We start from the raw sequence: 12671 nt of genomic DNA on the forward strand, positions 1-12671 counted from the left end.
GTGACGCTGCTGCACGAGATGGTCAAGCGCGATGCGAAGCGCGGGCTGGCGTCGCTGTGCATCGGCGGCGGGATGGGTGTCGCGCTCGCGGTCGAGCGCGCCTGAGCAGGATCTGACGACGCGGTTCGCCGCGGCGCCGGCCGGCGTCGCGGGCGAACCAGGCAGGTTTCGCGCACGACAGGCAGTCAATAACAAGCGCGAGGTTCCGGTGCGTGCCGCGCCCGCGACGCGGGCGGCTGCGCATCGAAGCGGTGGGGCGGCAGCCGGTACGATGCCGCCGCCCCGCATTCATCGATTACTTTTTTGTCGGTAATTTATAGGATGACTAAGCGAATTGCAGTTGTGACAGGTGGAATGGGCGGTCTTGGCGAAGCGGTCAGCATCAGGTTGAACGACGCGGGCCACCGGGTAGTCGTCACGTATTCGCCGAACAACGCCGGCGCGGACCGCTGGCTGACCGAGATGCATGCGGCCGGCCGCGAGTTCCATGCGTACCCGGTGGACGTGGCCGATCACGATTCGTGCCAGCAATGCATCGAGAAGATCGTGCGGGACATCGGCCCGGTCGACATTCTCGTGAACAATGCCGGCATCACGCGCGACATGACGCTGCGCAAGCTCGACAAGGTCAACTGGGATGCGGTGATCCGCACGAACCTCGACTCGGTTTTCAACATGACGAAGCCCGTCTGCGAAAGCATGGTCGAGCGCGGCTGGGGCCGTATCGTCAACATCTCGTCGGTGAACGGCTCGAAGGGTTCGGTCGGCCAGACCAACTATGCGGCCGCGAAAGCCGGCATGCACGGTTTCACGAAATCGCTCGCGCTCGAGGTCGCGCGCAAGGGCGTGACGGTGAACACCGTGTCGCCGGGCTATCTCGCGACGAAGATGGTGACGGCGATCCCGCAGGACATCCTCGACTCGAAGATCCTCCCGCAGATTCCGGCGGGCCGGCTCGGCAAGCCCGAGGAAGTCGCGGCGCTGGTCGCGTACCTGTGCTCGGAGGAGGCCGGCTTCGTGACGGGCTCCAACATCGCGATCAACGGCGGCCAGCACATGCACTGACGCGCGGCGGCCCGCATGGCGCTCGCGCACGTGCCGGGCCGCGTTCCCCACTATCCCGTGCCGGGGCGGCGGCAGGCGCGCCGCTTCGGCCTCGCATTCCGGAGAACGCATGGGCGACACCTGGATGGGACTCGCGATCGGCGGCACGGCACTGGCCGTCGCGCTGACGATGGCGGTCTCGCTCTACTGGCTCGAGCGGCGCCGCGCGCGGCTGCTGCGGAACTTCGATCACCGCGATTGCTGGCTCGTCGCGTACGGCCGGTGCTTCGCGCGCAGGCCGGCAGGCAGGCACGCCGCATGCGCGGGGCGCGTTGACGCAGGTCCGGCGCGTCGCGGCCGATGATTCATCACGCCCTGCGCGCATGCCTCAGGCGATGCGCGCGGGAGGCGTGATCAATCGCTCTTGCCGGCCGACTCGCCCGAGTCGTTCTTGTGGAAGATCCGCTTTGTCGTGCGCTTGGTGGCATCCCAGCCTTCGCGCGACGCATGCGCGACGCCGTGCCCGACCGCCTTCGCGGCGCTCGCGGTCGCGTGGCCGAAGCTGCGTGCCGCTTCACCCGTCTTGTGCGCGGCTTCCTTCGAATCGCGCTTGATGTCCTGCTTCACTTCCGACATGTCCGCGTGCGCGATCGGGCTGATCAGCGCCAGAACGAGCGCGGTGCCAATGAACTGACGAACTTTCACGACCTGGTTTCCTTGGGGTTGGCCTCTTCAGCGAGGATTCGTGGTGCCGGCAGGCGCCGGTTGAAACGCGCCGGCGGCCGATGCGTCGAGCATCACCGCGGCGCGGCCGGACAGCAACAGACGATCGCCGCAGCGCAGCGTGAAGCCGTACAGCACGGAGCGGCCGTCGCCGCTCATGCGTTCCGCGTCGACGACGAGCGGCGGCTCGAACGTGTCGAGCCGCTCGACGAACGCGTCGACGTTGCGCACGCTCGCGAGATAACCGGCGCGCGGACGCTCCTCGTGCGCACCGAGCAGCGCACCGTGTACGGCCATCGCCTGCGCCGCATATTCGATGCCGCAGACCGACGCGAGCCGGCCGTGCGCGCGCAGCGGGTTGTGCGGATCGCGATGACTCGTCGCCGTGCAGCGGATCCGTTCGGTATCCCATGCATCGACCGTATCGAGCAGGCACATCGCGCCGCCGTGCGGAATGTGCGCGGCGATCCATGCGTGGTCGAGCGGCGGCGCAAGCGGGCGCGTGGTGGTCGTCATGCGCGCTCCGCGACGGGTGCAGGCATCGCGACGTCGACCTGCACGCGCGCATCGTCCAGGTAATCGAGCACGATGCGCGTCGAATGCCGCGTCGCGAGTGCGTCGAGCAACGGCAGCACGCGCGCGGCCGGATTGCCGGCGCGCAGCGCGTCGAGTTCCGCATTCGCGAGTGTCGTCGCGGGGGCGTCGGTGAGCTGTACGTCGATGCGGGCGAGCGTGCGTTCGCTCGCATCGGGCGCGAGCACGAGTGCGACGCCGAATGCATCGTCGATCGGCCGCACCGCGCGCAGCGGTTCCGGATAGTCGGTGTCGTACGCGACCAGCAGCGTCGGCACGCGGTCGACGACGACCTGGCACAGGCTCTCGAGCAGGCCCGCGGCGAAGCTGCCGTCGTGCGCGCACAGCACGTTCGACGTCGCCATCGCGCGGGTCGCGATGCTCCAGTAGCCGGCCGGCGCGTTGTGCACGGAGTTGTGGAAACGGGTCGGCGACAGCTGGCGATCGTCGCCGGCCAGCGTTTCGCAGATCGCGTGGCAATTCTGGCCGTCGCCGCCGGATGCGCTGAACACGGTCGCGAGCGTCGCGGCATCGCGACCGCTCGCGGCCACCGCCTGGTGGCCAACCGCGAGCGCCGTGCGCACGACGGGCCCCGTGCGGCGCCGCTCGGCCGACGGCAGCCCGGCCGGCGGCGGCAGCTCGGTGCGGGCAGGGGCATAGGGCACGCGGCCCGCGAGCACGTCGGCCGCATGCGGCCAGTCGTTCAATCCGGGCCCGACGAGGCCGATGCTTTCGATGAAGGCGGTAAGTGTCATGACGGGCCTCAGCGGCTGGCGTGATCGGCGCGGCCGAGGATCAGGCTGCAATTCGTGCCGCCGAAGCCGAACGAATTGGACAGGACGGCGCGCACGCGCGTGTCGCGGCTCGCGAGCACGTAGTCGGCGACGAGTGCCGGGTCGGGTTGCGTCGTGTTGACGCCGGCCGGCACGAACTGGTCGCGCAGCGCGAGCGCGGCGACGACGGCTTCGAGCGCGCCGGCCGCGCCGAGCGTATGGCCGGTCGCGCCCTTCGTCGAGCTGCACGGCGTGCTGGCGAACAGCGCGCCGATTGCACGGCTTTCGGCTGCGTCGTTGCTCGGCGTCGCGGTGCCGTGCAGGTTCACGTAGTCGATGTCGTGCGCGCCGAGGCCGGCGGACGCGAGCGCCTGCTCGATCGCCGTGCGCGCGCCGAGCCCTTCCGGATGCGGCGACGACATGTGATGTGCGTCGCTCGATTCGCCGATGCCGAGCAGCAGGATCGCGTCGTCGTCGAGCGCGGCGGGCGGCTCGGGCAGGCGCTCGACGAGCGCGAACGCGGCGGCCTCGCCGATCGAGATGCCGTCGCGTGCGACGTCGAACGGCCGGCACGGCCGGCGCGACAGCAGTTCGAGCGAATTGAAGCCGTACAGCGTCGTCAGGCACAGCGAATCGACGCCGCCAACGACCGCCGCATCGATCAGCCCGGCCTCGATCATGCGCCGTGCGGAGCCGAACACCTTCGCGCCGGACGAACACGCGGACGAGACCGCCATCGCCGGCCCGCGCAACGCGAAATACGCACGCACGAACGCAGCCGGCGAATACGGGTTGTGCGTCTGCGCATAGCGGAAGCCGGCCGGCAGCGCGCCGCTGGCCGGATCGCGCCGCTGGTACGCGTGCTCGGTTTCAAGGATGCCGGCCGTGCTCGTGCCGATGAACACGCCGACGCGTGCCGCGCCGTAGCGCGCGACGGCCGCGGCGACGGCGGTGTCGAAGCCGTCCTGCGTCAGGCCGAGCTGCGCGAGGCGGTTGTTGCGGCATTCGAAGTCGGCGAGATCGTTGCGCACGGGTTGCGCGTCGACGCCGTCCACCGCGCCGATCCACGTGTCGAGGTCCGCGCGCTCGAAGTTGCACGGCGTCAGCCCGCCGCGAGCGTGGCGCAGCGCGTCGCGGGTCGCGTCGAGGCCGCGGCCGATGCAGCTGGTGGCGGTGAAGTGCGAGAGCAGGAGAGGTTTCACGAGGGTCGCATCCGGTGGCCGGAACGGGCGCCGCAGCAGGGCTGGCGAGCGCGCCGTTCGAGGTCAGATTTTATCAAACGGGGGTGCCGAACCGCCCGACTGGCCCGGCTGGCCGGGCGGTTCGGGCGCGAGCGCCGCGCGCAGCGTGGTCCAGTGCAGCTGCGCATCGGCGGCTGCACGCAACACCGCCTGCAGCACGTCGAGCACGACCGGTTCGCCGCGCGCATCGCGTGCCGCGTGACCGTCGTGCACCAGCAGGATGTCGCGCGCGTCGAGTCCGTGCAGCAGGCGGCGCGTGACGGTCGCGGCATCGCGCGCGCGCGTGTCGAAGCCGCGCCGCGTCCAGCTGGCGAGCTGCAGGCCGAGTTCGCACAGCACCGGTTCGAGAAACGGATTGCGCAGTCCGGCCGGCGCACGGAAGAACAGCGGGCGCGTGCCGGCGATCTCGGTCAGCGTCTGCTGCGCGGTCGCGATCTCGCGCCGCAGCGCGGCGGGCCCCGACAGCGAGAACGTATGCCGGTGTCGCTGGCTGTGATTCTCGATCGCATGGCCGCGCGCGACGATCGCCTCGATCCACTGCGGATGACGGCGCGCGAGATCGCCGATGCAGAAGAACGTCGCACGCGCGTCGTGACGGTCGAGCAGGTCGAGCACGCGCGGCGTGACGTCCGGGTCGGGGCCGTCGTCGATCGTCAGTGCGATCTTGCGGCCGGTGCCCGCCGGCAGGCGCGTCCAGTTCGGGCCGAGCAGCACGCTGCGCGGCCACAGCCCGGCGGCCGTCAGCGCGAGATGCGACGCGACCACGCCGCCGACGGCCCACGGCCACGTGGCCGGTTGCGCGACGACGGCGGCCGCCGCACCCGCATGCAGCACGGCCGTCCCCGCGATCAGCGGCGTCGGTTTCCAGCGGCGCATCTCGCCGGCCGGATGCGATGGAATGGACGACGGCGCGTTCATGCCGGACTCCGTCGATGACGCTCGCCGGGCGCCGCCGCACGCGGCGCGAGAATCGCCGCGAATGCGAGCGCGAGCATCGCGCCGGGGCCGACGGTCAGCCCGAAGGTTTCGAGCAGCGGCACGCGCGACAGCGCGAGCAGCCCGAAGCCGGCGACGGTCGCGAGGTTCGCGATCAGCAGCGACACGAGCGTGCAGGGCGTCACGGGCTGCGCGTCGTCGCGCTTGCAGAAGAACAGCGCGTAGTTCGAGCCGACCGCGACGATCAGCAGCATCCCGACGAGGTGCAGGATCGTCAGCTGCACGCCGGCCAGCGCGAAGCCGGCCGTCACCACCAGCACGGCCGCGACGAGCGGCGCGAGCGCACGCACGGCCAGGCGCGGTGAACGCAGCGCGACCAGCATCAGCACGGCGATCGCGGCAAACCCTGCGAGCGACAGCCGGATGTCCTCGTGCACGTAGCTCACGTACAGGCGATCGGCTTCGGCCTTCATGTCGACGAACAGCGCATCGGGCACGCCCGCGCGCTCGACGGCCGCGCGAATCGGCGTGGCATCGAGGCCGGACGCCGGCGGTGCGGTGCGCGCGGCATCCGGCGCGCGCAGCGACAGCATCGCGCTCCAGCGGCCGTCGCGTTCGGTCAGCAGCGCATCGACGGCGAGCGCCATCGACGTGCCGCGCAGGTCCGCGCGCGTCAGCAGCGGGGCGTGGCGCGCGGCATCGACGTCGGCGACGAACGGCGCGAACAGGTCGGGCTTCACCGCGATCGGCTGGTTCGCGACGGCGTCGCGCATCCGGGCGGCGAGCACGTTCGCATCCGGCAGGCTCGCGATGCGCGTGCGCTGCGCGGCGTCGCTCGGCAGGTAGCGCGCGGGGCTTTCGAAACCGGCGAGCGCACCCTGGTCGACGAGCGGCTGCAACTGCGCGGCCACTTTCTCCGCGCCTTCGAGCGCGGCTTGTTCGGTCGGCGCGGCAATCACGACGAGGTAGCGCACGTCGGGCGCGCCGACGTCGGCGCGCAGCCGCGCGTCGAGTGCCTGCGCCTGCGCCGGCACGGGGCTGAGCGCGGCGAGCTCGCGGCTCCACAGCGCGTCGCGATGCAGGACGAGCGTCACGATCGCGGCGACCACGAGCACGGCAAGCGGCCAGCGCAGCCGCGGCGCGGCATCGGCCGCGCGTGCAAGCACCGCGCCGATGCGCGACACATCGCGGATCGCGACCTGCTCGCCGCGCAGGTGCGGCAGCACGAAGCGCGTGACGAGCGCGGCGGCCGTCAGCCCGACGATCGAATACAGTCCGAGCTGCACGAGGCCCGGGAATCCGGAGAACAGCATCGACGCGAAACCGCACACGGACGTCAGCACGCCGAGCCGGATCGTCGGCCAGTACGCGGCGACCCAGGCGCGCGTCGCATCGCCCGGGCGCGTGGTGCCGCGCGTGCCGGCCTGCGCCGACTGCACGAACAGGTAGATCGAATAGTCGACGGCTTCGCCGATCAGCGTCGTGCCGAAGCCGAGCGTGAGCCCGTGGACCGTGCCGAACGCGATGCCGACCGCCGCGATCCCGGCCGCGATGCCCGTCAGCACCGGCAGCAGCCCGAGCGCGAGCGTGCGCGGCGAACGGTACAGCGTCAGCAGCAGCGCGACGATCAGTACGACGCTCGCCGTCGACAGGCGCTCGACGTCGTGCCGGATCGTGTCGCGCGTGTCGACCGAGAACACGCCTGGGCCGGTCATCGCGAGCGCCGTCGCGGCCGCATTCGGCGTGGCCTGCTGCGCTGCGGCGAACGCGCGGCGCACCGTGTCGATCGCGCGTGCCTGCGCGTCGGTATCGGAGCCGGCGGCGGCCGTCTGCACGACGAGCACCGCGCGCGCGCCGTCGCGCGATGCCCACACGCCGTCGCGGCTCGCCGGCTGGGCCGCGCTGTCGAGCTGGTCGACGAGCGCGCTGACTTCGCCGGTCGGGTCGTGCGGCAGCATCGCCTTGGCGACGAGGCCGGCCGACGAACTCAGCAGGTCGAGGCTGTCGCCGAGCGCCTGGTGCAGGCCGTCGGCGCTGAAGCGCTGCGGCGTGACGGCCGGGCTCAGCAGGTAGCGGTGATCGAACACGAATTGCCGGTCGCGCGCGTCGTTCGCGGCTTCGCCGTTGTGCACGGCCGCGAATTGCGGATCGGTGCGAAGTGCGCCGGCGACGCGCCGCGACAGGGCGGCGCGGGTGGCCGCATCGCCGCCGTCGATCGCGACGAGGATCAGCCGCGACACGATGCCGTCGCGCAACTGGTCGACGAGCACGCGCTGCCCGGCGCTCGGCGAACCCGGCAGGAATGCGGACAGGTCGGCCGTGAAGTGCGCGCGCCCGATCGCGACGCCGCACGCGACGAGCGCGAGCAGCCACACGAGCACCGCACGCTGCCGCCATGCGTGCAGGCGGCGAGCGACGGGGGAGGGGCGCGTGCGTTCGTCCATCAGTTCGGGCTCGCGGCGACGGGTTGCAGGCGCATCACCGAATGATCGCCGTCGGCCTGCCGGATCGCGACGCTGCGCAATACGTCGCGCGTGCCGTCGAGCGTGATCGTGCTGACGACCTTCAGCATCCGCGAGTCGAGCGGCGTGAGCGTCAGCGTCCAGTCGTCGCCGCGCCCGGACAGCGCGACCTTGTACACCTGCTCGAGCGCGAACCGGTTGCCGGCGAGCGTCGCGCGGATGCTGTCGATGAACGCGCCGAGTTCCGGATAGCGCGCGAGCGCGAGCGTGAACTTGCGGTTGTTGCGCTCGACCGTGAGCATGTCGCCGTCGACGACGAGGTGTTCGGGCTTCGGGCTCAGCGTGTGCTTTTCGAGATGATCGGGCGCGACGAACACGAGCTCGCCGGACGATTCGACCGGCTGCGTGGCGATCGACAGGTATTTCGTCTCGGTGAACGTCGCGCGTCCCGACTTGTGCTGCGCGAGCGTCGACATCAGCCGGTCGAGGTTCCATGCCGGTGCCGTATCGGCCGCGTGCGCGGGCACGGCCAGCGCGATCGCGGCGGCGGTGGCGGCGAGCAGGCGGGCGGCGCGGTGCAGCGCGAATGGAAGCGGAAGGCGGCGAGCGGCGGTCATGCGTCGGAATCCCTCGTGGCGGCCAGGTCGGCACCGGCGTGCGCCGTGTCGCGGCGCGCGGCCGCGGCATCGCCGCCTTGCCAGAAATCGAAATAGTTGAACCAGTTGTACGGCGCCGCGCGGCAGTACTTGTCGAGCAGCGCGACGTAGCGCGCGAGTGCCGCGTCGACGGCCGCGGCGCGCGTGTCGCGCCGCACCTCGGAGAAGTCGGCGAGTGTCTCGAAGTGCACGTCGTAGCGGTTGCCGTCGCGATAGAGGCCCGTCATGAAGATCACCGGGCGCTTCAGCATCGCGGCCATGTACAGCGGCCCGAGCGGGAACGCGGCCGGCGCGCCGAGCAGCGGTAGCCGCCGTAGCGACGCGGCCGCGTCGTCGAGCAGCGTGCGGTCGGCGAGCATGCCGACCATGCAGTTCGCGTCGAGGCGTTCACGCACCTTCAGCATCGAGTCGACCTGCCCGAGCGGAATCACTTCCGGCTTGGCGGCCGGGTTCACCGCGGCGAGCGTCGCGTTGATCTTGCGTGCGTTCTTCTCGTACATCGTGACGACGACGCGCAGGTCCGGGTGCGTGCGGCCGATCGCGCGCACGACCTCGAAGCTGCCGAGATGCGCGCCCATCAGGAACGCGCCTCGGCCGCCCGCGAGCGCATCGTCGACGAGCGTCTCGCCGTGCAGCCGGATGTCGAACAGGTCGAAGCACCCGTTCATCAGGTAGACGCGGTCGTGGATCGTCGCCGCGAACGTGAACACGTGCCGGTACACGTCGCGCCAGCGCGCGGGGCGGCCGAGCACGCGGCGCAGGTAGTCGCGCGACGCGGCGCACGCGACCGGCGAGAACAGCACGAAGTACGTCGCGATCAGGTGCAGCACGATGCGCGCGCGCGACCGGCCAAAGCGCAGCGAAATCCACGTCATCGTGCGCAGCAAACCGGCGTTGCTGCGCTCCTGGCGTTCGGCCCACGCGGTGCGCTTCATGGCTGCGTGCCATCCTGCGCGGCCGGCGGCGCGGACAGCACGCCGGTCGCGACCTCGCGCGACCCGGCGCGCAGCGTGAAGCGGATCGCGCCGCTGGCCGCGGCGTCGTACGCGAGATCGAGCGGTTCGCCCGGCGCGACCGGGCTCAGGAATTTCGCGGAACCGAGCCGCCACGCGTGCAGCGGGCGGTTCAGCGCCGTGCCGATCGCGTGGATCGCGTGATCGAGCAGCACGACGCCCGGCACGACCGGATGGCCGGGGAAGTGGCCGGGCAGCGCCGGATGGTCGGCGGGAACCGTGAACGCGAGTGCGGGCGCGGCGGCCGTGTCGCGTTCGGGCATCGGCGCGGCCGCGGCGCGCGCATGCTGCGCGACGAGCGCGGCCAGCACGTCGCGCGGCAGCTTGCCCGTTTCGTTGCGCGGCAGCGCGTCGACGAACACGAGCGGGCGCGGCATGAACGCGGAGTCGATGCGCTCGCGCAGCGCACGCTGCAGATCGGCGACCGTGAGCGTCGGCGCGACGACGAGCGCGACGAGGCGCGTGACCGGCTCGAGGTGCGTGTCGCCGTGCGCCGGTGCGGCTTCGTCGGGCATGAAGAACACGCCGTCGACCACCTGGGCAATCGCGTTGAGCTGGTGGTTCAGGTACGCGAGCGACGTGCGCTTGCCGGCGATGTTGACGAGGTCGGCCTTGCGGCCGTGCAGCAGGAACCGGCCGTCGCCGAGCAGTTCGAGCGCATCGCCCATCGGCACGGGCGCTTCCACGTGTCCGCCCGACACCCATACGGTCGGTCCGCTGTCGTCGCCGTCCGGTTCGTCGCGCGCGTCGAGGCGGATGTCCGGGAACAGCTCCCATGCTGCGCCCCGCGACGTGCGGCGGGTCGCGATCTGGCCGGTCTCGGTGCTGCCGTAGATCTCGACGAGCGGCGCGTCGAGCGCGGCCTCGGCTTCGCATGCGAGCTTTTCCGACAGCGGCGCGGTGGCCGACAGCACGAGTGCCGCCGGCGGCAGCGCATGGCCGGCGGACAGCAGCGCGCGCAGGTGGATCGGCGACGTGACGAGCACGCGCGGTTGCGGGATCGCGTCGAGTTCGTCGCGGATGTCGACCGGGTAGAACGGCTGGCGGTTGCTGAACGCGAGCCCGCCGATCAGCGCGAGCAGCACCGTCGATTCGAAGCCGTACATGTGCTGCGCGGGCACCGTGCCGATCAGCGCGGCCGCGCGGCCGTCGAGCAGCCCGAGGCGGTCGGCCGCCGCGCGCACGCAGCCGACCAGGAAACCCCAGGTCTTGCGGTGCGGCACCGGCGCGCCGGTCGAGCCGGACGTGAACACGTAGGCCATGATCCGCGCCGCATCGATCTGCGGGACGGCGAACGGCGCATCGCTTTCCAGCTCGCCGGGCGCGGCGTCGGGATACGCGAAGCGCGGCAGGTCGATCGCGCAGTCGGATGCGTCGTGCAGGCAGAACGCGTCGGGGGCAAACGAGGCGAGCTGGCGGACCATTTCCGGCGTGTGCGTCGACGGCAGCAGGCTGACTTTGCCGGCGACGAGCGCCGCGCACAGGCTGACCGCGAAACGGTAGCGGTCGCGGCACACGTTGAACACGTGGCCGCCGGCGGGCAGCCCGGCGGCCACGCGCGCGACGTCGGCGACGAACGTGCGCACGGTGACGGGCGTGCCGTCGCGCCAGGCGATCGTCTGGTCCGGCGAGGAATGAAATACCAGCGGGTGAGTCGGCATAAATCGGTCAAAACGGGAGCGAAGGCCGGTGCGGCCGCGTGCGCGGCGGCACACCGGTCATGAATTCATCGTGACGCCTGCGACGCGTGTGTCGTCGCGCGATAGGCGCGCACCGCGTCGGCCATCCGCGGCCGCGGTTCGTGCGGCAGTGCGAAACGCCGGCACGCATGCTCGGCGGCGAACATCACGGCGACGAGCGGCAGCGACAGGTAGTTCGCGAACGTCGACCACGTGACGATCGGCGCGGTCGCGAACAGCAGCGTCGACACGGCGGCGGTCGCGACGAAGAACAGCGTCCACGCGAGCGTGATCTGCCGCGTATAACGTGCGACGGCCGGCGTGACCGTGCCGTGGATCATCGCCGCGAAGCGCGTGCACAGCGGCACCTGGCCGGCGGCGAGCGTGCGGCCGAACAGCAGCGCCATCGCGAGGTTGAAGCTCGCGTGTTCCAGATACAGGCCCCATTCGAAGTGCTGCGCGAGCGGCGCGCGCGCGGCCCACAGCGCGGCGGCCGCCAGCAGCCAAGCCGGCGCGAGCCATGCGCGCCGCGGCGAACGCAGCGCCGCGCCGAGCGCGAGCAGCAGCGGCGGCACGAGCGCCATCGCGAGGCCGAAGCCGTGCGCGCCCGGCGTCGCGGTCGCGTAGTGCGCGCCCACCTGGTAGGCCGCCACGGCGCCGACTGCCGCGGTGCCGCGCAGGACGGACAGCAGCCTGCTCATCGGCTACCCCCGTGCGCATGGCGCGGGCACGGGCCGGCAGCTGCGGCACGGCGGCGGACGGGCGGGCGAACCGGAACGGAGCGGAACGGAGGACGCGGCATGACTGGAGACATCGGGCGGATCGTGGCCGGACACGTCGTGTCGGGCCGTCAAACATCATATGAATGGCGGCCGGGACGCGGGTCCGGGCCGGTGGTCGGGCACGCTCATTTTAGGGCCGCGGCACGGCGTGTTCGGAGCCGGTGCGACCGGGTTTTGTAACCGATTGTATGGCACCGGGCGAACGGTTTCGCGGGGTCGGTCCATTTCCATCCAAAGCGGCTCAAGCGTCTCGTGCATTCGTGTGCCGAAACGGGCCGCGACGCCGGCTCGCCAGTCTGTAACCATTCGCGGTATACGGCCCGATACCCTTCGTCTAGAATCCGCGTAACTTTTACAAACAATCCCCAGATAACGCAGGCGGGGAAGCCGGCAGACGCCGGAGGGACGGAGATTTGCACGCGCCGGGCGTGCACGACGGTTGCCGTTTCCGGGCGCCTCCCGCTGCCATGGGCCGCCTGCCCGCACGCATGATGAACGCACTGGAACAAGAGCTCGCCACGCTGATCATCGGCGAACTGAATCTCGAAGACGTCCCGCTCGATACAGTGACGGCCGACACCCCGCTGTATGGCGAAGGTTTCGGGCTCGACTCCATCGACATCCTGGAAATCGCGCTGCTGATCTCGAAGAAATACGGCTTCGAGCTGCGCTCGGACAATCCGGACAACCAGAAGATCTTTGCGACGCTCGGCGCGCTGGCTGCGTACGTCGCCGCGCATCGCACGAAGTGACGGCGGCGCGCAGTGAATGACGGTACGCGGCGGCGAG

Annotated in this window: 14 protein-coding genes; 4 read left to right on the forward strand and 10 right to left on the reverse strand. The window is 71.2% G+C overall.

Annotation, left to right across the window (positions count from 1 at the left end; all coding sequences use genetic code 11):
* The 3 genes from DIE03_RS20610 to DIE03_RS20620 form a co-directional block, all read left to right on the forward strand.
* Positions 1–105, forward strand: a 105-nt coding sequence (locus tag DIE03_RS20610; RefSeq protein ID WP_148092904.1) for a hypothetical protein, incomplete at its 5' end; no start/stop codon positions are given.
* A 216-nt stretch (positions 106–321) separates the two neighbouring features.
* Positions 322–1065: an acetoacetyl-CoA reductase gene (gene phbB / locus DIE03_RS20615; protein ID WP_124453496.1), complete on the forward strand. Its 744-nt coding sequence runs from the start codon at positions 322–324 to the stop codon at positions 1063–1065.
* Positions 1066–1174: 109 nt separating this feature from the next.
* Positions 1175–1408, forward strand: coding sequence for a hypothetical protein (locus tag DIE03_RS20620; protein ID WP_124453498.1), 234 nt, complete (start codon positions 1175–1177; stop codon positions 1406–1408).
* 50 nt (positions 1409–1458) lie between these two features.
* Here the strand turns inward: DIE03_RS20620 and DIE03_RS20625 are convergent, their stop codons facing one another.
* The 10 genes from DIE03_RS20625 to DIE03_RS20670 form a co-directional block, all read right to left on the reverse strand.
* Positions 1459–1749 carry a hypothetical protein gene (locus DIE03_RS20625; RefSeq protein ID WP_124453500.1) on the reverse strand — a complete coding sequence of 97 codons (291 nt, stop codon included), beginning with the start codon at positions 1747–1749 and terminating at the stop codon, positions 1459–1461.
* 27 nt (positions 1750–1776) lie between these two features.
* Positions 1777–2283, reverse strand: coding sequence for a hotdog family protein (locus DIE03_RS20630; protein ID WP_124453502.1), 507 nt, complete (start codon positions 2281–2283; stop codon positions 1777–1779).
* Complete coding sequence (locus DIE03_RS20635; RefSeq protein ID WP_124453504.1) at positions 2280–3095, reverse strand: beta-ketoacyl synthase chain length factor; 816 nt, start codon at positions 3093–3095, stop codon at positions 2280–2282. The genes DIE03_RS20630 and DIE03_RS20635 overlap by 4 nt, the downstream gene beginning before the upstream one ends.
* A gap of 8 nt (positions 3096–3103) precedes the next feature.
* On the reverse strand, positions 3104–4315 hold the full coding sequence (locus DIE03_RS20640) for a beta-ketoacyl-[acyl-carrier-protein] synthase family protein (RefSeq protein WP_124453506.1): 1212 nt from the start codon (positions 4313–4315) through the stop codon (positions 3104–3106).
* Positions 4316–4378: 63 nt separating this feature from the next.
* A complete protein-coding gene (locus tag DIE03_RS20645; RefSeq protein WP_124453508.1) occupies positions 4379–5272 on the reverse strand; it encodes a polysaccharide deacetylase family protein in 894 nt (297 codons plus the stop codon).
* Positions 5269–7734 (reverse strand): MMPL family transporter, encoded by a 2466-nt coding sequence (locus DIE03_RS20650; protein ID WP_124453510.1) that lies wholly within the window; start codon positions 7732–7734, stop codon positions 5269–5271. The genes DIE03_RS20645 and DIE03_RS20650 overlap by 4 nt, the downstream gene beginning before the upstream one ends.
* A complete protein-coding gene (locus DIE03_RS20655) occupies positions 7734–8369 on the reverse strand; it encodes an outer membrane lipoprotein carrier protein LolA (RefSeq protein ID WP_124453512.1) in 636 nt (211 codons plus the stop codon). The genes DIE03_RS20650 and DIE03_RS20655 overlap by 1 nt, the downstream gene beginning before the upstream one ends.
* Positions 8366–9343 carry an acyl-CoA synthetase gene (locus DIE03_RS20660; RefSeq protein WP_124453514.1) on the reverse strand — a complete coding sequence of 326 codons (978 nt, stop codon included), beginning with the start codon at positions 9341–9343 and terminating at the stop codon, positions 8366–8368. Before DIE03_RS20660 ends, DIE03_RS20655 begins: the two co-directional genes overlap by 4 nt.
* Positions 9340–11082, reverse strand: coding sequence for an acyl-CoA synthetase family protein (locus DIE03_RS20665; protein ID WP_124453515.1), 1743 nt, complete (start codon positions 11080–11082; stop codon positions 9340–9342). Before DIE03_RS20665 ends, DIE03_RS20660 begins: the two co-directional genes overlap by 4 nt.
* A gap of 65 nt (positions 11083–11147) precedes the next feature.
* Complete coding sequence (locus tag DIE03_RS20670; RefSeq protein WP_124453517.1) at positions 11148–11801, reverse strand: hypothetical protein; 654 nt, start codon at positions 11799–11801, stop codon at positions 11148–11150.
* Positions 11802–12349: 548 nt separating this feature from the next.
* On the opposite strand from DIE03_RS20670, the gene DIE03_RS20680 reads away from it, so the two are divergent.
* Entirely contained in the window at positions 12350–12634 is a 285-nt protein-coding gene (locus DIE03_RS20680; RefSeq protein WP_124453521.1) for a phosphopantetheine-binding protein, read from the forward strand.
* The last annotated feature ends 37 nt before the right edge of the window (positions 12635–12671 follow it).

This window comes from Burkholderia sp. Bp8992 (assembly GCF_003853705.1).
Taxonomy (GTDB): domain Bacteria; phylum Pseudomonadota; class Gammaproteobacteria; order Burkholderiales; family Burkholderiaceae; genus Burkholderia.

What these genes read in the sequence shown, in the direction of transcription:
- phbB (WP_124453496.1), top strand. Translation starts at nt 322, where the DNA reads ATGACTAAGCGAATTGCAGTTGTGACAGGTGGAATGGGCGGTCTTGGC.
- DIE03_RS20670 (WP_124453517.1), bottom strand. Translation starts at nt 11,801, where the DNA reads ATGAGCAGGCTGCTGTCCGTCCTGCGCGGCACCGCGGCAGTCGGCGCC.
- DIE03_RS20650 (WP_124453510.1), bottom strand. Translation starts at nt 7,734, where the DNA reads ATGGACGAACGCACGCGCCCCTCCCCCGTCGCTCGCCGCCTGCACGCA.
- DIE03_RS20635 (WP_124453504.1), bottom strand. Translation starts at nt 3,095, where the DNA reads ATGACACTTACCGCCTTCATCGAAAGCATCGGCCTCGTCGGGCCCGGA.
- DIE03_RS20620 (WP_124453498.1), top strand. Translation starts at nt 1,175, where the DNA reads ATGGGCGACACCTGGATGGGACTCGCGATCGGCGGCACGGCACTGGCC.
- DIE03_RS20630 (WP_124453502.1), bottom strand. Translation starts at nt 2,283, where the DNA reads ATGACGACCACCACGCGCCCGCTTGCGCCGCCGCTCGACCACGCATGG.
- DIE03_RS20645 (WP_124453508.1), bottom strand. Translation starts at nt 5,272, where the DNA reads ATGAACGCGCCGTCGTCCATTCCATCGCATCCGGCCGGCGAGATGCGC.
- DIE03_RS20665 (WP_124453515.1), bottom strand. Translation starts at nt 11,082, where the DNA reads ATGCCGACTCACCCGCTGGTATTTCATTCCTCGCCGGACCAGACGATC.
- DIE03_RS20660 (WP_124453514.1), bottom strand. Translation starts at nt 9,343, where the DNA reads ATGAAGCGCACCGCGTGGGCCGAACGCCAGGAGCGCAGCAACGCCGGT.
- DIE03_RS20680 (WP_124453521.1), top strand. Translation starts at nt 12,350, where the DNA reads ATGGGCCGCCTGCCCGCACGCATGATGAACGCACTGGAACAAGAGCTC.
- DIE03_RS20655 (WP_124453512.1), bottom strand. Translation starts at nt 8,369, where the DNA reads ATGACCGCCGCTCGCCGCCTTCCGCTTCCATTCGCGCTGCACCGCGCC.